24 protein-coding genes are annotated in these 18,915 nt (G+C 64.0%); 14 read left to right on the top strand and 10 right to left on the bottom strand.

The window, feature by feature from the left end:
- Nucleotides 1-55: 55 nt before the first annotated feature.
- On the bottom strand, nt 56-481 hold the full coding sequence (locus CDE01S_RS14260; RefSeq protein ID WP_066708919.1) for a helix-turn-helix domain-containing protein: 426 nt from the start codon (nt 479-481) through the stop codon (nt 56-58).
- 84 nt (nt 482-565) lie between these two features.
- Here CDE01S_RS14260 and CDE01S_RS14255 point away from each other — a divergent pair, with 84 nt between their 5' ends.
- The 4 genes from CDE01S_RS14255 to CDE01S_RS14240 are packed head-to-tail and all read left to right on the top strand — an operon-like array spanning nt 566 to nt 2,282.
- Nucleotides 566-1,066: a DUF2938 domain-containing protein gene (locus CDE01S_RS14255; RefSeq protein WP_066708917.1), complete on the top strand. Its 501-nt coding sequence runs from the start codon at nt 566-568 to the stop codon at nt 1,064-1,066.
- Between the two features lie 39 nt (nt 1,067-1,105).
- A complete protein-coding gene (locus tag CDE01S_RS14250; RefSeq protein WP_066708915.1) occupies nt 1,106-1,687 on the top strand; it encodes a flavodoxin family protein in 582 nt (193 codons plus the stop codon).
- A complete protein-coding gene (locus CDE01S_RS14245; RefSeq protein ID WP_066708913.1) occupies nt 1,687-1,929 on the top strand; it encodes a DUF2798 domain-containing protein in 243 nt (80 codons plus the stop codon). The genes CDE01S_RS14250 and CDE01S_RS14245 overlap by 1 nt, the downstream gene beginning before the upstream one ends.
- 38 nt (nt 1,930-1,967) lie before the next feature.
- Complete coding sequence (locus CDE01S_RS14240; RefSeq protein ID WP_066708910.1) at nt 1,968-2,282, top strand: YdhR family protein; 315 nt, start codon at nt 1,968-1,970, stop codon at nt 2,280-2,282.
- Between the two features lie 93 nt (nt 2,283-2,375).
- Here the strand turns inward: CDE01S_RS14240 and CDE01S_RS14235 are convergent, their stop codons facing one another.
- Both CDE01S_RS14235 and tsaE read right to left on the bottom strand, forming a co-directional pair.
- The gene (locus tag CDE01S_RS14235) at nt 2,376-3,755 is read right to left on the bottom strand and encodes an N-acetylmuramoyl-L-alanine amidase (RefSeq protein ID WP_066708908.1); all 1,380 of its coding nucleotides are present in this window, start codon (nt 3,753-3,755) and stop codon (nt 2,376-2,378) included.
- Complete coding sequence (tsaE, locus tag CDE01S_RS14230) at nt 3,752-4,255, bottom strand: tRNA (adenosine(37)-N6)-threonylcarbamoyltransferase complex ATPase subunit type 1 TsaE (protein WP_066708904.1); 504 nt, start codon at nt 4,253-4,255, stop codon at nt 3,752-3,754. The genes CDE01S_RS14235 and tsaE overlap by 4 nt, the downstream gene beginning before the upstream one ends.
- A 12-nt stretch (nt 4,256-4,267) precedes the next feature.
- Here tsaE and queG point away from each other — a divergent pair, with 12 nt between their 5' ends.
- Both queG and CDE01S_RS14220 read left to right on the top strand, forming a co-directional pair.
- Nucleotides 4,268-5,323: a tRNA epoxyqueuosine(34) reductase QueG gene (queG, locus tag CDE01S_RS14225; protein ID WP_084382903.1), complete on the top strand. Its 1,056-nt coding sequence runs from the start codon at nt 4,268-4,270 to the stop codon at nt 5,321-5,323.
- Nucleotides 5,324-5,341: 18 nt separating this feature from the next.
- A complete protein-coding gene (locus CDE01S_RS14220; protein ID WP_066708898.1) occupies nt 5,342-5,938 on the top strand; it encodes a hypothetical protein in 597 nt (198 codons plus the stop codon).
- A gap of 20 nt (nt 5,939-5,958) precedes the next feature.
- Here the strand turns inward: CDE01S_RS14220 and CDE01S_RS14215 are convergent, their stop codons facing one another.
- Nucleotides 5,959-6,864 (bottom strand): AEC family transporter, encoded by a 906-nt coding sequence (locus CDE01S_RS14215; RefSeq protein ID WP_066708895.1) that lies wholly within the window; start codon nt 6,862-6,864, stop codon nt 5,959-5,961.
- 102 nt (nt 6,865-6,966) lie between these two features.
- Here CDE01S_RS14215 and CDE01S_RS14210 point away from each other — a divergent pair, with 102 nt between their 5' ends.
- From CDE01S_RS14210 to hslO, 6 genes are all read left to right on the top strand, one after another.
- The gene (locus CDE01S_RS14210) at nt 6,967-7,542 is read left to right on the top strand and encodes a chalcone isomerase family protein (protein ID WP_066708893.1); all 576 of its coding nucleotides are present in this window, start codon (nt 6,967-6,969) and stop codon (nt 7,540-7,542) included.
- 36 nt (nt 7,543-7,578) lie between these two features.
- The gene (locus tag CDE01S_RS14205) at nt 7,579-8,541 is read left to right on the top strand and encodes a tripartite tricarboxylate transporter substrate binding protein BugE (protein ID WP_066708890.1); all 963 of its coding nucleotides are present in this window, start codon (nt 7,579-7,581) and stop codon (nt 8,539-8,541) included.
- A gap of 6 nt (nt 8,542-8,547) precedes the next feature.
- Nucleotides 8,548-9,438 carry a site-specific tyrosine recombinase XerD gene (gene xerD, locus CDE01S_RS14200; protein ID WP_066708886.1) on the top strand — a complete coding sequence of 297 codons (891 nt, stop codon included), beginning with the start codon at nt 8,548-8,550 and terminating at the stop codon, nt 9,436-9,438.
- Nucleotides 9,439-9,767: 329 nt separating this feature from the next.
- A complete protein-coding gene (locus CDE01S_RS14195; protein ID WP_066708883.1) occupies nt 9,768-10,556 on the top strand; it encodes a ferritin-like domain-containing protein in 789 nt (262 codons plus the stop codon).
- Between the two features lie 46 nt (nt 10,557-10,602).
- The gene (locus CDE01S_RS14190; RefSeq protein ID WP_066708881.1) at nt 10,603-11,127 is read left to right on the top strand and encodes a gamma carbonic anhydrase family protein; all 525 of its coding nucleotides are present in this window, start codon (nt 10,603-10,605) and stop codon (nt 11,125-11,127) included.
- A gap of 33 nt (nt 11,128-11,160) precedes the next feature.
- Nucleotides 11,161-12,147, top strand: coding sequence for an Hsp33 family molecular chaperone HslO (gene hslO / locus CDE01S_RS14185; RefSeq protein ID WP_066708878.1), 987 nt, complete (start codon nt 11,161-11,163; stop codon nt 12,145-12,147).
- Here the strand turns inward: hslO and CDE01S_RS14180 are convergent.
- The 6 genes from CDE01S_RS14180 to pyrG are packed head-to-tail and all read right to left on the bottom strand — an operon-like array spanning nt 12,101 to nt 17,004.
- Nucleotides 12,101-12,517: an adenylate kinase family protein gene (locus tag CDE01S_RS14180; protein ID WP_066708876.1), complete on the bottom strand. Its 417-nt coding sequence runs from the start codon at nt 12,515-12,517 to the stop codon at nt 12,101-12,103. The genes hslO and CDE01S_RS14180 overlap by 47 nt on opposite strands.
- Before the next feature lie 19 nt (nt 12,518-12,536).
- The gene (locus CDE01S_RS14175) at nt 12,537-12,812 is read right to left on the bottom strand and encodes a septum formation initiator family protein (protein WP_066708873.1); all 276 of its coding nucleotides are present in this window, start codon (nt 12,810-12,812) and stop codon (nt 12,537-12,539) included.
- Between the two features lie 8 nt (nt 12,813-12,820).
- The gene (gene eno / locus CDE01S_RS14170; protein ID WP_066708870.1) at nt 12,821-14,104 is read right to left on the bottom strand and encodes a phosphopyruvate hydratase; all 1,284 of its coding nucleotides are present in this window, start codon (nt 14,102-14,104) and stop codon (nt 12,821-12,823) included.
- A 28-nt stretch (nt 14,105-14,132) separates the two neighbouring features.
- Complete coding sequence (locus CDE01S_RS14165) at nt 14,133-14,441, bottom strand: DUF1330 domain-containing protein (protein ID WP_066708867.1); 309 nt, start codon at nt 14,439-14,441, stop codon at nt 14,133-14,135.
- 27 nt (nt 14,442-14,468) lie between these two features.
- Nucleotides 14,469-15,323 (bottom strand): 3-deoxy-8-phosphooctulonate synthase, encoded by an 855-nt coding sequence (gene kdsA, locus CDE01S_RS14160; protein WP_066708859.1) that lies wholly within the window; start codon nt 15,321-15,323, stop codon nt 14,469-14,471.
- A gap of 10 nt (nt 15,324-15,333) precedes the next feature.
- Nucleotides 15,334-17,004, bottom strand: a complete 1,671-nt coding sequence (gene pyrG, locus CDE01S_RS14155; RefSeq protein ID WP_066708856.1) for a CTP synthase — start codon at nt 17,002-17,004, stop codon at nt 15,334-15,336.
- A gap of 202 nt (nt 17,005-17,206) precedes the next feature.
- Here pyrG and coaBC point away from each other — a divergent pair, with 202 nt between their 5' ends.
- Complete coding sequence (gene coaBC / locus CDE01S_RS14150; RefSeq protein WP_066708853.1) at nt 17,207-18,427, top strand: bifunctional phosphopantothenoylcysteine decarboxylase/phosphopantothenate--cysteine ligase CoaBC; 1,221 nt, start codon at nt 17,207-17,209, stop codon at nt 18,425-18,427.
- A gap of 27 nt (nt 18,428-18,454) precedes the next feature.
- The gene (gene dut / locus CDE01S_RS14145) at nt 18,455-18,904 is read left to right on the top strand and encodes a dUTP diphosphatase (protein WP_066708850.1); all 450 of its coding nucleotides are present in this window, start codon (nt 18,455-18,457) and stop codon (nt 18,902-18,904) included.
- The last annotated feature ends 11 nt before the right edge of the window (nt 18,905-18,915 follow it).

Genomic DNA, 18,915 nt, shown 5'->3' with positions numbered 1-18,915 from the left:
GACAGTACAAACGGTGTGATGTCCCGCAAAGGGTGCCGCACAATGGAAAGCGGACTCAGCGTGTCCTGCGGGCTTCTTTCTCCGTCAAGCTATCCAAGGTGCCCGTGGATGCCGCCTTCAGCAGACGCCGGAACGACGGGCATTCCATGTGGCTGGGGGCAGGGCAGACGGCGGCATGCCGCAGGCCCCGGCTCATGGCGCGCAGACGCTTGATCATGCTGTCGACCTGATCAGCCTTGTCTTCCAGCATCTTGCGCTTGATGTTGGGTCGTCGGTCGGGCGTGAACATCTGCGCAATCTCGTCCAGCGAAAAGCCGGCCGCCTGGCCCAGTGAGATCAGCGCGAGCTGCTCCACCACCCCCGGGTCGAAGGTGCGGCGCAGACCCTGACGGCCGACCGAGGCGATCAGGCCCTTCTCTTCGTAATAGCGCAGCGTCGAGGCCGGCAGGCCGGATCGTTTGGCGACTTCTGCAATGTCCATGTTGAAAAAATGTCTTGACTTCAAGTTGACTTGAATTCGTAGAGTAGCTGCACCGACTCACCCCGTCAACCTGAAGGACACCCCATGACACCTTTCGATTCCCTCCTCCTGCGTACTGTGGTTATCGGCATCGGCGCCACCGCCGTGATGGACCTGTGGCTCACGCTGCTCAAGACCCTCGGCCTGCCCACGCTCAACTTCGCGCTCCTTGGCCGTTGGGTCGGCCACATGCCGCGCGGCCGCTGGGCGCACCAGGGCATCGCCAAAGCGGCACCCGTGCCCGGCGAGCTGGCGCTGGGCTGGGCCGCGCACTACGTTACCGGCATCACTTTTGCCTTGCTACTAACCGCCCTGGCCGGCCCGCCCTGGCTGCGCACCCCCAGCCTGGCGCCGGCGCTATGTTTTGGCATCGGCACCGTGGTCCTGCCGCTGTTCGTGATGCAGCCCGCCATGGGCGCGGGTTTCGCTTCGTCGCGCACCCCGACGCCGGTCTTGAACGTGCTCAAGAGCCTGGCCAACCATACGGTCTTCGGGCTGGGCCTGTATGCCGCAGCCCTGGCCATCGTTTCACTCACCGGGGCCTGAAGCCCCACTCTCCACCCTACTTGATAAGGAAACACCATCATGAAAAACATCGCCGTCATCTACCACAGCGGCCACGGCAATACCGAGCACTTCGCTCGCCTCGTCGTCACTGGCGCGCAAAGCGTGGACGACACCAACGTCAGCCTGCTCAAGGCCGAACCCCTCACCGGCCAGCCCGACCGTCTGATCGAGTTCGACGGCTACGTTTTCGGTTCGCCCACCTACCTGGGCGGCGTGAGCGGCCCGTTCAAGTCCTTCATGGACGCCACGGGCGGGCTCTGGCGCAAGCAGCAGCTCAAGGGCAAACTCGCCGCGGGCTTCACCGTCTCGGCCCTGCCCTCGGGCGACAAGCAGAGCACGCTGCTGTCCATGTTCACCTTTGCCATGCAGCACGGTTTGGTCTGGGTGGGCAACCCCTTCCTGCCGGAACAGAGCAGCGGCGTACCTTACGAGCAGGCGATCAACCGCCTGGGCTCGTGGACCGGCATGATGGCCCAGGCCGGCCACTCGGCCCCGGGCCAGTCCTACGCGCCCGGCGACCTGCGCACCGCCGAAGCCTTTGGCCGCAACTTCGCCAGCGTGCTCGCGCGCGTGGCGGTACCGGCCGAGGAGATGGTGTGATGCTGCCCGAGCGCTATGCCCCCGTCTTGTTCGGCTTCATCTTGTCGGGCCTGATGTCATTGGTGGTGTCTGCCATCGCCACCTTCCGAGCGGCTGGTCCAAGGGCTGATTTCCTGCCTCTGTGGCTTGGCGCCTGGCTCTCGGCCTGGCTGATTGCGTTTCCGCTGGTGCTGCTGGTCGCCCCGGTCACGCGCCGCATCGTGCAGCGCCTGGCGGGCGCGCCGGCGGGGCCGGGGCGCTAAAGTTTCCTGCCGCCACCATCACCCCAAGGAGCGTTCAAATGATCACCGTCATCACCAACTTCCGTTTGCCCAAGCCCATCACGCGGGACGAGGCACGCAAGATCTTCCTGAGCACCGCCCCGACCTATCAGGGCGTACCGGGGCTGGTCCGCAAGGTTTATGTCCTCTCGCAAGACGGGGGCACAGTCGGCGGGCTCTATCTCTGGAACTCCCGCGCCGAAGCTGACGCCATGTACACCGAGGGCTGGAAAGCATTCGTACGCGAGAAATACGCTACAGAACCTTCGGTCACCTACTTCGACAGCCCTGTCGTGGTGGACAACCTCACACACGAAATTCTTTCGGATGCGTAGTTCGACTTTGGGTGCACATGCGGCTCGCAGTGTCAACGCAGGCACCCAACGCGACCGTTGGGCATCTGTGTTGGGAGGGGCGCAGGGCGGTGCCTAGACGCTGCGGCTGCGTGCCAGCGGCGGGTTGCGGGCGAAGTAGCCCTCGATGCTGCGCATCAGCGCATCGGCCAGCTGTTCCTGGTAGGCGTCGCTGTTGAGCTTGGTCTCTTCTTCCGGGTTGCTGATGAAGGCAGCTTCCACCAGCACGCTGGGAATGTCGGGCGCCTTGAGCACGGCAAAGCCGGCCTGCTCCACCTGCGCCTTGTGCAGCTTGCCGACGCGGCCGATCTCCTTGAGCATGGTGTTGCCGAGCTTGAGGCTGTCGTTGATCTGCGCCGTGGTGCTCATGTCGAACAGCATGCGCTGCACATGCGCGTCCTTGGCCTTGACGTTGAGGCCGCCGATCAGATCGGCCTTGTTCTCCTTGGCCGCCATCCAGCGCGCCGCACTGCTGGAGGCGCCGCTCTGGCTCAGCGCAAAGACACTGGCGCCCTGCGGCCGTGGCGTGTAGAAGGCGTCGGCATGCAGGCTGATGAAAAGGTCGGCCTTCACCTGGCGTGCCTTGTTGACGCGCACGTGCAGCGGCACGAAGAAGTCGGCGTCGCGCGTGAGGTAGGCGCGCATCGGGTTGCCGTTGATGGTGGTGGCGTTGATGCGCTCGCGCAGCCGGTGCGCCAGGCGCAGCACCACGTCCTTCTCGCGCGTGCCGCCGGGGCCGATGGCGCCCGGGTCCTCGCCGCCGTGGCCGGGATCGAGCGCCACGATGATCAGGCGTTCGGTCTTGCCATTGCCGGAAGTTTGGGGCTGATTTTGGCCTTCAGGCCTCGTGGTTGCTGCGCCCGATGCTCCTGAAACAGGAGCGGATGCAGGGCTGGCCGGTGCGGTGGATTTGCGCGTCTGCTGTGCGATCAGGTCGCCCAGCGGGTCGTGGGGGCGGGCGGCGGAGGCCGGCGCTGCCGGGGCTGCGGCGGCTTCCTTGTCCTTGAGCCGTTCGGCAATCAGCGCCGCCAACGGGTCGGCAGCCTGGGTGGGGTAGAGATCGAGCACCAGGCGGTGCTGGTAGGCGGCCACCGGGTCGAGCGCGAAGACCTGCGGCGTGATCGGCAGCTTGAGGTCGATCACCAGACGCACCACATTGGGCGCGAACTGGCCGACGCGGATGCCCGCGATGTTGGGGTCGTCGGGCTTGACCTTGGCCACCAGCTCGCGCAGCGCCGGGTTGAGCTCGATGCCTTCGATGTCCACCGCCAGCCGCGGCGGGCTGGGCACAAACAGTTGCTTGGTGGCGAGGTGGCCGTCGGATTCGATGGTGACGCGCGAATAGTCGGGCGCCGGCCAGACGCGCACCGCCAAAATGGTGGCGCCGCGCGCGATCTGTGCCGTGCCCAGCAGCAGCACCAGCGTACCTGATTGCAGCAGCTCGCGCCGATTCAAGTCTTCATCTCCATCTTCAGTCCCTGCAGCAGCGCCGCGCCGGTGGTCGTCTGGGCCGTGAGGGTGGCGCGGCGCGATTCATCGGGCTGCACCTGGAGCTGGATCACCAGGTCCGCCGGTGGCAGCAGGGCGGCGGCCTTCTCCGGCCACTCGGCGAGCTTGAGGCCGGGGCTGGCGAAGAGGTCGCGGAAACCGGCGTCTTCCCATTCGCGCGGGTCGCTGAAGCGGTAGAAGTCGAAATGCCAGATGGCCAGGCCCGGTGCCTCGTGCGGTTCGACCACGGCATAGGTGGGGCTCTTGATGCGGCCTTGCACGCCCAGCGCGCGCAACAGGTGGCGCACGAACGTGGTCTTGCCGGCACCGAGGTCGCCCTGCAGTTCGATGAAGGCGTGGCGCAGCGCCGGCTGGGTGGCCAGCGCGGTGGCAAACTGCGCCGTGTCGGCCTCGCTGTGCCAGACCAGACTTTCTACAATCAACGCGTGACGTTCAACAGCACTCAATTCGTTTCCCTGATCCGGGACTGGGCCCGTGAACTCGGATTCTCCCAAATCGGCGTCAGCGGTGTCGACCTGTCCGCTGCCGAAGCAGGATTGCAGGCCTGGCTGGCGCGCGGCTTTCATGGCGAGATGGACTACATGGCCGCCCACGGCCTGCGGCGCGCCCGTCCGGCCGAGCTGGTGCCCGGCACGGTCAGTGTCATCACCGCACGCATGGATTATCTGCCGTCCGGCACGGCCGAGGACTGGCAGGCGGTCGAATTCGAACGGCTGCAACGGCCGCAGGAGGGCGTGGTCTCGCTCTACGCGCGGGGCCGCGACTACCACAAGGTCCTGCGCGCGCGGCTGCAGAAGCTGTCGGACCGCATGGCCGAGCACATCGGTCCGTTTGGCCACCGCGTCTTCACCGATTCGGCGCCGGTGCTGGAGGCCGAGCTGGCGGCGCGCAGCGGCCAGGGCTGGCGCGGCAAGCACACGCTGGTGCTCAGCCGCGAGGCCGGGTCGATGTTCTTCCTCGGCGAGATCTATGTCGATGTTGCGCTGCCGGCGAGTCAGCCGGTCAGCGGCCACTGTGGCAGTTGTTCAGCCTGTGTCGATGTCTGTCCGACGCAGGCGATCGTGGCGCCGTACCGGCTCGATGCGCGGCGCTGCATTTCCTACCTCACCATCGAGCACGCCGGGCCGATCCCGCTGGAATTGCGCCCGCTGCTGGGCAACCGCATCTACGGCTGCGACGACTGCCAGCTGATCTGCCCCTGGAACAAGTTTGCACAGCGCAGCCCCTTGCCGGACTTCGATGTGCGCGAAGGCCTGAGCGGCAACGGCCTGGTGGCGCTGTTCGCCTGGAGCGAGGCGGAGTTCCTGCAGCGCACGGAAGGCAGCCCGATCCGTCGCATCGGCCACACACGTTGGCTGCGCAATATCGCGCTTGCCTTGGGCAATGCCTTGCGCGTCACGGGGGACCCTGCGATAGTGGAGGCACTGCGGCAACGGGCGTCGGATCCCAGTGAGCTGGTGCGCGAGCACGTGGCCTGGGCGCTGGCGCAGCAGACGGAAACAGGACAGGCATAACAAACCCAAGGGCCAATCATGACGATGCGCTACAGCTATGTGCCGAATCAGCTGCCGGAAAACAAGATGCGGCTGTACCCGACCAAGGTGATCAACATCGTCGGCGGTCCCGGTTGCGACAAGTCGCTGTTCACGGCGGCCATCATCCTGTACCTCAACCTGCACCACAAGACGGTCGAGCTGATTCCCGACTACGCCAAATCACTGGTCTGGCAGAAGGACTACGAGGCGCTGAAGAACCAGTACCACATCGCCCAGCAGCAGTTCCGCATGCTGGAGCTGCTCGATGGCCAGGTGCAGTACCTGATCACCGAATGCTCGCTGCCGCAGATCCTGTACTACAACGAGCACTATGCCGACAACATCTGCGATGTGGAAAAAACGCGCAAGCAGATCGTCGAGTGGTACCGGCAGTTCAACAACGTCAATGTGGTGGTCGAACGCGATCCCGACAAGCCCTACGTGCACACTGGCCGCTTTCAGGACGAGGAGCAGGCGCGGGCGGTGGACTTCGGCCTACGCGCCACGCTGCGCCACGAGGGCATGGCCTTCACGCCACTCAAGCCCGATATCCCGGCCATCCACGAGTTCGCCGCCACGCTGCTCAAGGACTGAGCGGCGGCGGGGCGGATCTGCTACCTGAGCACCCCCAGCGCAAAGGGCAGGCTGGCCATGCCCAGCATGGTGGACAGCGTCACCAGTCCGGCAACGTAAGCACCGTCATAGCCCATGCGTGCGGCCAGCACATAGCAGCTCGAGGCGGTCGGCAGCGCCGAGAAAGCCAGCAGGACCGTGGTCTGCGCAGGTGTCAGGCCGAAGGCCTGCGACAGCCCGAACGCGATCAGCGGCAGGAAGAAATGCTTGATGGCCAGTGTGCCCACGGCCAGTATCTTGGCCTTTGCCAGACTGGAAAAATGCAGGCCGGCGCCAGCCGCCATCAGGCCCAGCGCCAGCGAGGCTGCGCCGATGCGCGAGACGGTGGGGTCGATCCAGCTCGGGATCTTGAAGCCCAGCAGATTGGCCAGCAGGCCCGAGACGGTGCCGATGATGAGCGGGTTGCGCAGCAACTCGCGTCCGAAGCTGCGCTGCGAGTGGCGCGCCATCGGCCAGACGGCGCCGACATTGAAGAGCGGCACACAAAAGCCGATCAGCACCGCAATCTGCAACAGGCCTTCCGGTCCGGCCAGGCGGTCGGCCAGCGCCAGGCCGATGAAGGAGTTGAAGCGAAAGGCCACCTGTGCGCTGCCGGCGTGTTGGCGCGAGTCGATGTGGCGCCCGATGAACGGCAGCCAGGGCAGGGCATAGGACAGGGCAATGGCGATCACGCCCATGACGAGCGCGGCCCCGATCAGGCTGGAGGCGGCCGACAGGTCGAGCGGACTGCGCACAATGCTGTGGAACAGCAACACCGGAAACAGGAAGTAATAGACCAGGGCTTCGACCTGCTCCCACACAGTGCGGTTGAGCGCCGTGTGACGGCACACCAGATAGCCGCACAGGATGAGGGAGAAATCGGGGAAGAGGAGCTGAGCGTAGTTCACGTGGCGAGAATAACAGCCTGGAACGCGCTGCCGCCGGCAAAACGATGTAAATTTCGGACGAAGGAGCTTGGCTCCTAACGGTGTCCTCCCCATGGAAATGCCATGAAAAGAAAACTGCTGATTACCCTCGCCCTGTGGGCTGCTGCCGTTGTGCCGCACGCTCATGCCGCCTCGCTGGAAGGCTTGCGTTTCGATGATGCCGTACGGGTGGCCAACCGGGAGCTCAAGCTCAACGGCCTGGGCGTGCGCGCCATTTTCATCTTCAAGGCCTATGTTGCCGGGCTCTACCTGAGCAACCGCACCAGCACGGCGCAGGACGTATTGAGCCAATCCGGTCCGAAGCGCATCCAGATGCGCATGCTGATGGAGATTGGTGCACCGGACATCAAGAAGGCGCTGGTGGATGGCATGCAGAAGAATGTGAGCGAGGCCCAATGGACGGCCATGCAGGACCGCGTGGCGCAGTTCACACGTACCATCGAATCGATCGGCGTGGCCAAGCCGGGCGACACCATCAACCTGGACTATGTGCCTGAGCAGGGACTGACGCTGGCTGTCAATGATGTGGCCAAGGGCAGCGCCATCGGCGGTGCCGATTTCTACAAGGCCTTGCTGGAGATCTTCGTGGGTGACAACCCGGTGGACACCCGGCTCAAGAAGGGCATGCTGGGGCAATAGAATAGCCCTGTTCCGTCACTCTAGGAGAAATCCACTATGCAACGTCGCGTGATATTTGCTCTCGGCCTGCTGGCCGCAGCCGGCTCTGCCCTGGCCCAGGGTTATCCCAACAAGGTGATCAAGCTGCAAGTTCCATTCGCACCGGGCGGCACGACCGACATCATTGCGCGCACCATTGCTGACCCGCTGGGCAAGGCCCTGGGCCAGCCCGTGGTGGTGGAAAACAAGGCCGGTGGCGGCGGCGTGATCGGTGCCACTGAAACGTCCAAGGCCGTACCGGACGGCTATTCGCTGGGCATGGCCACGGTCTCGACCACGGCAGCCAACCCGGCCATCAACCCGAAGATCCAGTACAACCCGCTGACCGACTTCACGCCCATCATCAACGTGGCAGCCACGCCGAACGTGATCGCCGTGCACCCGAGTTTCCCGGCCAAGGACTACAAAGGCTTCATCGCCGAACTGAAGAAGTCGCCGGGCAAGTACTCGTATGCCACTTCCGGCACCGGAGGCATCGGCCACTTGCAGACCGAGCTGTACAAGAGCCAGACCGGCACTTTCATCACGCACATCCCCTACCGTGGTGCCGGCCCTGCCATCAATGACACGGTGGCAGGCCAAGTGCCGATCATCTTCGACAACCTGCCTTCGACCCTGCCGTTCATCCAGAGTGGCCGTCTGGTGCCGATCGTGATTGCCGCGCCGCAGCGTCTGTCGCAGTTGCCGAATGTCCCGACCTTCAAGGAAGTCGGCTTGGAGCCGGTGAACCGCATGGCCTATTACGGCATCTACGGTCCCAAAGGCATGCCCAAGGACATCGTGGACAAGATCAATGCCGCCACCCGCAAGGCGCTTGAAGACCCGGCCGTGCGCAAGCGCATCGAAGACACCGGCTCCATCATCGTGGCCAACACGCCGCAGCAGTTCGCCGACCAGATCAAGGCCGAATACACGGTGTACAAGAAGGTGGTCGAGACTGCCAAGCTCAAGCTCGACTGAGTGCCCATGCAGGGCATTGATGCCTTCATCGATGCCCTGTGGCTGGAAGAAGGCCTGTCACGCAACACGCTGGCAGCCTACCGGCGCGACCTCGAACTCTACGCCCGCTGGCTGGAAGGCCGCGGGCGTTCTCTTTTGGCGACCGAAGAGACCGACCTTAATACCTACTTTGCGGCCAAGCACGCCAGCAGCAGGGCCACCACGGCCAACCGCCGCCTCACCGTCTTCAAGCGCTACTTCCGCTGGGCCTTGCGCGAACGCCTGATCCAGGCCGATCCGACCCTGCGTTTGCAGGCCGCCAAGCAGCCGCTGCGCGTCCCCAAGACCCTGAGCGAAGCGCAAGTGGAAGCCCTGCTGGCCGCGCCGGGTGAGGACACGCCGCTGGCGGTGCGCGACCGCACCATGCTCGAGTTGATGTACGCCAGTGGCCTGCGCGTGAGCGAACTGGTGACCCTCAAGACCTTCAATGTCAGCCTGAGCGAACACGTTCTGCGCGTGTTCGGCAAGGGCAACAAGGAGCGACTGGTGCCCTTCGGCGAGGTGGCCGGGCAGTGGCTGCAGCGCTACCTGCAGGAGGCGCGACCGGCGCTGCTGGGGGAGAAGCAGACCGATGACCTGTTCGTCACCTTCCGCGGCACGCGCGCCGGTGAGGCCATGTCGCGGGTGATGTTCTGGATGATCGTCAGGAAGTACGCTGTGGCAGCCGGCATCACGGCGCCGCTGTCACCGCATACCTTGCGCCATGCCTTTGCCACCCATCTGCTGAATCATGGGGCAGATTTAAGGGCGGTGCAGATGCTGCTGGGACATGCGGATATTTCGACGACCACCATCTATACGCATGTGGCGCGGGAGAGGTTGAAGGCGCTTCACGCTCAGCACCATCCGCGGGGATAGTTTGCTTTTTGCGTGATGCCCTTGCTGGGCAAGCGTGCCGGGTCTCGCCCCGGCGGGCGAGTCACCTTTTTTGCTTCGCCAAAGAAAGGCGAGCCGGATTCGTCGACCCTTCGCTAGCGCTACGGGCACGCTGCGTTGCTCGGGTCAAGCGGGAGGCGCAGAAACTCGCTGCGCTCAAACATCTGCGCCTCTATTTCCGCTTGCCCCTGCGCTACTCGCCTCCTCATGACGGCGGGGGATACCGGAGACCGAAAACCACAAGGACGTGCCGTGGCGCGTCCTTGCGAAGTCATACCCTGGCAGATAAGCATCCGGGATAATTCACCCCCATGAATCTCCGCCGCCAATGCCAACAACTGCTCGCCATCCCTGGCCCGGTGGAAAAGGCGCGCGCAGTCACGGCGCTGGACCGCAACGCCCCGATCGATACCGAAGAACAGATCGCGCCAATCGATGGCATCCCAGGCCGTGGCGAGCGGCCGCCGCTGGTGCCGCACACCAGCATCAAGACGGGGTCACTTGCCACACCGCGTGGCCATGCGGCGCTGGTGCATTCCATCGTGCACATCGAGAAGAATGCGATCGACTTGGCGCTCGACATCTGCTGGCGCTTTGCCGGCATGCCGGAGGCCTTCTACCGCGACTGGCTGCAGGTGGCATTCGAGGAGGCGTATCACTTCACGCTCTTGCACGACCATCTGCTGACGCTGGGTTTCGATTACGGCGATTTCCCGGCGCACGATGGTCTGTGGTCCATGGCCGAACGCACGAAGGGCGACATCCTGGCGCGGGTGGCGCGGGTGGCGCTGGTGCCGCGCACGCTGGAAGCGCGCGGGCTGGACGCCTCGCCGGCCGTGAAGACCAAGCTGGTGTCGATCGGCGACCATCGGGCCGGGGAGATTCTGGACATCATCCTGCGCGACGAAATCGGGCATGTGGCCATCGGCAACTGCTGGTACGGCTGGTTGTGCGCGCAGCGTGGAATCGATCCGGTCAGGACCTATGCCGAATTGACGCTGAAATATGAAGCGCCGAAGCTCAAAGGGCCCTTCAATCTGGCGGCCCGCCGTGCCGCCGGTTTTAACGATGCCGAACTGGCCGCCCTGGCACAGGGTTAAGCCCTCGTCCTTACAATTCCCCTCAAACTGACAAACGGAATCTCAAATGGCAATTTATGAACTGGATGGCCAGGCGCCCAAGCTGGCCGAAGGCACTTGGGTCGCCGACAGTGCGCAGGTGATCGGCAAGGTCACGCTGGAAGAAAACGTCAGCGTCTGGTTCGGCACCGTGATCCGCGGCGACTCCGAGAAGATCCATATCGGCCGTGGCTCCAATATCCAGGATGCCAGCGTGCTGCATGCCGATGCCGGTGTGCCGCTGACGCTGGGTGAGAACGTGTCGGTCGGCCATCAGGTCATGCTGCACGGCTGCACGGTGGGCGATGGCTCGCTGATCGGCATTGGTGCCGTGGTGCTGAACCACGCCAAGATCGGCAAGAACTGCCTGGTGGGTGCCGGTGCGCTGGTGACCGAGGGCAAGGAGTTCCCCGATGGATCGATGATCCTGGGCAGCCCGGCCAAGGCCGTCAAGCAGCTCTCACCGGAGCAGATTGCCGGTCTGCAGCACATTGCCGCGCACTATGTCGAGAACGCCCGGCAATACCGCAAGGGACTGAAGAAAATCGGCTGAAGCGGGTCAACCGCCCATAAAGAAACCTACAACGTGTCTGAACTTCACAAATTTCTTTTCGAAGGTCTGCCGGTGCGCGGCATGATCGTGCGCCTGACCGATGCCTGGACCGAAATCCTGCGCCGGCGCGCGGGCAGCAGTACCGGGGCCTATCCGCAGCCCGTGCAGAACCTGCTGGGTGAGATGGTTGCGGCCGGCGCGCTGATGCAGTCCAACATCAAGTTCCACGGCTCGCTGATCCTGCAGGTCTTTGGCGACGGGCCGGTCAAGCTGGCGGTGGCGGAAATCCAGTCAGACCTGAGCCTGCGTGCCACCGCCACCCTCAAGGGCGAGGTGCCGGCCGATGCGGGGCTGAGTGCGATGCTCAATGTGCACGGACAGGGCCGCTGTGCCATCACGCTGGATCCGAAGGACCGTCTGCCGGGGCAGCAGCCCTACCAGGGTGTGGTGCCCTTGACGGACGAGCGTGACCAGAAAATGAACAAGCTCAGCGATGCGCTGCAGCACTACATGCGCCAGAGTGAGCAGTTGGAGACCACGCTGGTGCTGGCGGCTGACGACAAGGTGGCGGCGGGCCTCCTGATCCAGCGTCTGCCGGTGAAGGGCATGGCCAACCTCGCTGGCCAGCAGCCGGGCGAGGCTGAATTGTACGAGGCGGAAATGTATGAGCATTACAACCGCATCGCGACGCTGGCCGCCAGCCTCAAGCGCGAGGAACTGCTGACGCTGGATGTCGAAACCATTCTGCGCCGCCTGTTCTGGGAAGAAAAGCTGCAACGCTTCGAACCGTTTGTGGGTGAAACCGCGCCGCGTTTTGCCTGCACCTGCAATCGCGACCGCGTGGCACGCATGATTCAGGGACTGGGCGAGGTGGAAGCCAAGGAGATCGTGGCCGAACGCGGCGCGATCATGGTCGACTGCGAGTTCTGCGGTGCGCATTACCGCTTCGACGCCATTGATACGGCGCAGTTGTTCACGACAACGGGTGCTCAGCCGCCCTCAAGCGCTTCAGTGCAGTAAACAGCCGGTATTCGCAGTCCGGGTCGGCGCATTTCTCGCAGACGCCGGTCCAGCGGGGCGGTGGACCGTCCTCGGGGGCAATCAGACGTTGTGCCTGGTGCAGGCGTTGTGCCCCCTGTCCGTAGACGACACCATAGGTCAGCCCGGCCTGTTGCAGGCTGGCGCGCAGTTCGGTGTCAGCATGTCGCTGCATGTCCGAGTTGCAACCAGGCAAGTCGAGTCCGGTGAGCAGGATCAGGTCGAAATGCCCAGTGGCCAGCTCGGCGGGCAACGGGTTGTCGCTGACTTGGAGGTGAGGCAGGTGAAGGCGGAGTTCCTGCACCAGGCAGGTCTTGCCGCTGCCGGGGACGCCGAGAATGGCGATGCGCATGCCCACAACAGGACCAGGCTTACTTGCCGATGTGCACGTAGATTTCGTTGGGCTTGACCATGCCCAGCTCCAGCCTGGCTTTTTCTTCCACCATCTCCAGGCCTTCCTTGAGGTCACGCACTTCGGCGGCCAAGCGGTCGTTGGCCAGTTGGGCCTGCGCGTTCTTCTGCTTTTGCGCTTCAAGTTCGCCGGCCATGCGCGCCACGTTGGGCACGCTGCCCCGGCCAAACCACAACTGCGCGTGCAGAACCACGAGCAGGGTGATCAGAATGGCCGGGACGAGGCGTGAACCCATGGGGTGGGTTAACGGAGGTTATAAAACGCAGCGCGGCCGGGGTAGGTCGCGATCTCGCCCAGGTCTTCCTCGATGCGCAGCAGCTGGTTGTACTTGGCCATGCGGTCGGAACGGCTCATGGAGCCGGTCTTGATCTGGCCGGCATTGGTGCCCACGGCGATGTCGGCAATGGTGCTGTCCTCGGTCTCGCCGGAGCGGTGGCTGATAACGGCGGTGTAGCCGGCGCGCTTGGCCATCTCGATGGCGGCGAAGGTTTCGGTCAGGGTGCCGATCTGGTTGATCTTGATCAGGATGGAGTTGGCGATGCCCTTGTCGATGCCTTCCTTGAGGATCTTGGTGTTGGTGACGAACAGGTCGTCGCCCACCAGCTGCACCTTTTGCCCCAAGCGCTCGGTCAGGATCTTCCAGCCTTCCCAGTCGCCTTCGTGCATGCCGTCTTCGATGCTGATGATGGGGTACTTGTCGCACCAGGTGGCCAGGATGTCGGTCCACTCGGTGGCGCTGAGCACCAGGCCTTCGCCTTCCAGGTGGTACTTGCCGTCCTTGTAGAACTCGCTGGCGGCGCAGTCCAGGCCCAGGGCGATCTGCTCGCCGGCGGTGTAGCCGGCCTTGTCGATGGCTTCCAGGATCAGCTGGATGGCGGCTTCGTGGCTGGCCACGCTGGGGGCAAAGCCGCCTTCGTCGCCGACGGCGGTGCTCATGCCCTTGTCGTGGATGATCTTCTTCAGGGCGTGGAACACTTCGGCGCCATAACGCAGGGCTTCGCGGAAGTTGGGGGCGCCCACCGGCAGGATCATGAACTCCTGCAGGTCGAGGTTGTTGTTGGCGTGCGCGCCGCCGTTGATGACGTTCATCATCGGCACCGGCATCTGCATGCCGCCCATGCCGCCGAAGTAGCGGTACAGCGGCAGGCCGGCTTCCTCAGCGGCAGCGCGGGCCACGGCCATGGAGACGGCCAGCATGGCGTTGGCGCCCAGGCGCGACTTGTTGTCGGTGCCGTCGAGGTCGATCAGGGTCTTGTCCAGGAAAGCCTGTTCGGAGGCATCCAGGCCCAGGACGGCTTCGGAAATTTCGGTGTTGATGTGTTCCACGGCCTTGAGCACGCCCTTGCCCAGGTAACGGCTCTTGTCGCCGTCGCGCAGCTCGATCGCTTCGCGCGAGCCGGTGGAGGCGCCGGACGGCACGGCCGCACGACCCATGGTGCCGGACTCCAGCAACACGTCACATTCAACGGTGGGGTTGCCGCGCGAGTCCAGGACTTCGCGGCCAACGATATCAACGATAGCGCTCATGGTTTCCTTTCGGTTTCGATTGTTGTATTCAGACGATGGGGGCGGCAACGCCCTCCACCAGAATCATGTTGAAAAACTCGGTGGCGCCGGCGCGTTTGGCACGGGCCTGGCGGTACATCTGGTCATCGTAGAAGGCCTTGGCCTGATCGAAGCCGGGAAAGCGCAACATGGCGATGCGTGCCGGTTGCCAGTTGCCTTCCATGACTTCGAAGCGGCCGCCGCGGACCAGGTATTCGCCACCGAAGGCCTTGACCGCGGCGGGCGCCTCGGCCATGTACTGCTTGTACTGTTCCGGGTCAGAGACTTTCATGTCGACGATGATGTAGGCAGCGGTCATGTTGGGTTCTTGTTCTTCGTGTGTGTTTCAGTTGAAGCTGTTTTCGAGGAAACCGTTTTTCTTGGTGACCTGGTCCAGTGCCACCAGCGTTTCCAGCAGCGTCTTCATGTGCTTGAGCGGCACGGCGTTGGGGCCGTCGGAGAGGGCGCAGGCCGGGTCCGGGTGGGTTTCCATGAACAGGCCTGACACCCCCACGGCCACGGCGGCACGTGCCAGCACCGGCACGAACTCACGCTGGCCGCCACTGCTGGTGCCCTGGCCGCCGGGCAACTGCACCGAGTGGGTGGCATCGAACACCACCGGGGCTGCGGTCTCACGCATGATGGCCAGCGAGCGCATGTCGCTCACCAGGTTGTTGTAGCCAAAGCTCACGCCGCGTTCGCAGGCCATGAAGTTGTCTTCCACCAGACCTTTTTCGCGCGCGGCGGCACGGGCCTTGTCGATGACGTTTTTCATGTCGCCGGGGGCGAGGAACTGGCCCTTCTTGATGTTGACCGGCTTGCCGCTTTGCGCCACGGCGTGGATGAAGTCGGTCTGGCGGCACAGAAAGGCCGGCGTCTGCAGTACGTCCACCACGGCGGCCACGGCCGGGATGTCGGCTTCGGTGTGCACATCGGTCAGCACCGGCACGCCGAGTTCACGCTTGACCTTGGCCAGGATCTCCAGGCCCTTTTCCATGCCAGGGCCACGGAAGCTGGTGCCCGATGACCGGTTGGCCTTGTCGTAGCTGCTCTTGAAGATGAAGGGGATGCCCAGCGAGGCTGTGATCTCCTTCAACTGGCCGGCCACGTCCATCTGCAGCTGTTCGGACTCGATCACGCAGGGGCCGGCGATCAGGAAAAAACGCTTGTCGAGACCGACATCGAAACCGCAGAGTTTCATGCTTGCTTTCTCAGGCCACGGCCTTCAGGTTCTTCTTGCCGGCAGCCTGGTGTTCCAGCGCTGCCTTGATGAAGGCGTTGAACAGCGGATGGCCGTCCCACGGCGTGGACTTGAATTCCGGGTGGAATTGCACGCCGACGAACCAGGGATGGGCGTTTTGCGGCAGTTCAACGATTTCCGTCAGGTGCTCGCGCTGGGTCAGCGCCGAGATCACCAAGCCGGCCTTGCGCAGCGTGTCGAGGTAGTTGACGTTGGCCTCATAGCGGTGGCGGTGGCGTTCGGTCACCACGTCGCCGTAGATCTGATGCGCCAGCGTACCCTTGGCCACATCGGAGCTTTGCGCACCCAGGCGCATGGTGCCGCCGAGGTCGGAGTTGGCGTCACGTGTCTTGATGGTGCCGTCGGCGTCCTTCCACTCGGTGATCAGGGCGATCACCGGGTTGGGGGTGGTCGGCTCGAATTCGGTGCTGTTGGCGCCTTTGAGGCCGGCCACATGGCGAGCAAATTCGATGGTGGCGACCTGCATGCCCAGGCAGATTCCCAGGTAGGGCAGCTTGTGCTCACGGGCAAAGCGGGCGGTGTTGATCTTGCCTTCAACGCCGCGCTTGCCGAAGCCGCCCGGCACCAGGATGGCATCGAACTTGGCCAGGCGCGAGACGGTGTCGTCGGTGATGGTTTCCGAGTCGACGTGTTCGATCTTGACGCGCACGTGGTTCTTCATGCCGGCGTGGCGCAGCGCCTCGTTGACCGATTTGTAGCTGTCAGTCAGCTCCACATACTTGCCGACCATGGCAATGGTGACTTCGCCGCGCGGATTCTCGGTCTCATAGACCAGGTCGTCCCAGCGCTTGAGGTTGGCCGGTTGGGTGTTCAGGCGCAGCTTGTCGCAGATCAGGCCGTCCAGGCCCTGCTCGTGCAGCACGCGCGGCACCTTGTAGATGGTGTCGACGTCGGGCATGGAGATCACCCCCCATTGCGCCACGTTGGTAAAGAGGCTGATCTTCTCGCGCTCGTCGTCGGGGATCGGACGGTCGGCGCGGCACAGCAGGGCGTCGGGCTGGATGCCGATCTCGCGCAGCTTCTGCACCGTGTGCTGGGTCGGCTTGGTCTTGAGCTCGCCGGCAGCCGCGATCCAGGGCACGTAGGTCAGGTGCACAAAGGCGGTGTTGTTCGGCCCCAGGCGCAGGCTGAGCTGGCGCACCGCTTCCAGGAAAGGCAAGGACTCGATGTCGCCCACGGTGCCACCGATCTCGACGATGGCAACGTCGACCGCGTCCGGCGTTTCGTAACCCGCGCCGCGCTTGACGTATTCCTGGATCTCGTTGGTGACGTGCGGGATGACCTGCACCGTCTTGCCGAGGTAGTCACCGCGACGCTCCTTCTCCAGCACGCTCTTGTAGATCTGGCCGGTGGTGAAGTTGTTGGCCTTTTTCATGCGCGTTTCGATGAAACGCTCGTAGTGGCCGAGGTCGAGGTCGGTTTCAGCGCCGTCGTCGGTGACGAACACCTCACCGTGCTGGAAGGGCGACATGGTGCCCGGATCGACGTTGAGATAGGGATCGAGCTTGATCAGAGTGACTTTGAGGCCCCGCGATTCCAGAATCGCAGCGAGGGAGGCTGAGGCGATTCCCTTGCCAAGGGAGGACACCACACCGCCGGTGACGAAGACAAATTTGGTCATGTCAGGGGAGCTAGTACGCTCAGGGAGGTGGTAAAGCGAGATTATAGGCTTCGGGCTGGCGATGCCGGAGATCTGCGGCGTTGTGAACCTTGCAAAGGCGTTTCGGCCTTGGCTGCGGGAGTCTGGCATACCGTTCCCGACACCTCATCCGGTCTCTCTCGCCAGCCCTGCACCTTTTGCCACGTCTGATACATTGCCGACCATGAACGACCTTGCTGGAAAACACATCGTCCTGGGGCTCACGGGCGGCATTGCCTGCTACAAGGCGGCCGAGCTGTGCCGCGCCCTGGTCAAGGAAGGCGCTACGGTGCAGGTGGTGATGACCGAGGCCGCCGGCCAGTTCATCACGCCGGTGACGATGCAGGCGCTCTCGAACCGGTCGGTCTATGGCTCACAGTGGGATGCGCGCGAAGCCAACAACATGGCGCACATCAACCTCAGCCGCGAGGCCGATGCCATCCTGATCGCGCCCTGCAGTGCCGACTTCATGGCCAAGCTGCTGCATGGCCGGGCTGACGAGCTGCTGAGCCTGATGTGCCTGGCGCGGCCCATCGCCGAAGTGCCGCTGCTGATCGCGCCAGCCATGAACCGCGAGATGTGGGCCCATCCGGCCACCCAGCGCAATGTGGCGCAGCTCAAGGCCGACGGCGCCCATGTCTTCGACGTCGGCAGCGGCGAGCAGGCCTGTGGCGAGGTGGGCGACGGCCGCATGCTGGAGCCGGACGAGTTGCTGGCAGAGGTGGTGGCCTTCTTTCAGCCCAAGTCCTTGCTCGGCCAGCGCGTGCTGGTGACAGCCGGCCCGACTTACGAGGCGATCGACCCGGTGCGCGGCATCACCAACCTGTCCAGCGGCAAGATGGGTTTTGCCATTGCGCGTGCGGCGCACGAGGCTGGTGCTGAGGTCACGCTGGTGGCCGGGCCGGTGCATCTGGCCACGCCGCGTGGCGTGCGCCGCATCGATGTGAAATCTGCACAAAATATGCATCAAGCCGTCATGGAGCAAGCGCCAGATGCTACTATTTTTATAGCGACTGCGGCGGTGGCAGACTGGCGCCCGGCCAGTGCGGCCGAGCAGAAGATCAAGAAGGATGGCACCGGCCAGGCGCCCGCCCTGGCTTTCGTCGAGAACCCCGACATCCTGGCCGGCGTGGCGCAGAGCGAGCGCGCCCGCGGCGGGGCGCTTTACTGCGTCGGTTTTGCCGCCGAGAGCCACGACTTGCTGGCCAACGCACAGGTCAAGCGTGCGCGCAAGGGCGTGCCGCTGCTGGTGGGCAACATCGGTCCGGCTACGTTTGGCCAGGACGACAACGCGCTGCTGCTGGTGGACGAACACCGGGCGGTGGAGCTGCCGCGTGCCGACAAGCTGACGCTGGCGCGCCAGCTGGTGGCCGAGATTGCCCGTCGGCTGGGCCACGCAGCCTGAGACAAAATTTTCCTTCTCAAAGACTTCATGAAACTCGACGTCAAGATCCTCGATCCACGCCTGGCGGATCAACTTCCCGCCTACGCCACGCCCGGCAGCGCCGGCCTTGACCTGCGCGCCTGCCTGAGCGAGTCGCTCACGCTGCAGCCCAATGCCTGGCAACTCGTGCCCACCGGCATGGCGATTCACTTGAATGATCCCGGCTACGCGGCGCTGATCCTGCCGCGCTCGGGCTTGGGCCACAAGCATGGCATCGTGTTGGGTAATCTGGTCGGCCTGATCGACAGTGACTACCAGGGCCAGCTGATGGTGAGCGCCTGGAACCGCAGCGACGTTGCCTTCACCATCGAGCCGATGGAGCGCATCGCGCAACTGGTCATCGTGCCGGTGGTGCAGGCGCAGTTCAACGTGGTGAACGAATTCGCTGCTGCCACCGAGCGTGGTGCAGGCGGCTACGGCTCGACAGGAAAGAGCTAAGGATTTGCTGA

Origin of the sequence: Curvibacter delicatus NBRC 14919, from assembly GCF_001592265.1 — a bacterium.
GTDB classification, from domain to species: domain Bacteria; phylum Pseudomonadota; class Gammaproteobacteria; order Burkholderiales; family Burkholderiaceae_C; genus Hylemonella; species Hylemonella delicata.
This window is presented reverse-complemented; position numbering and strand designations above follow the sequence as displayed.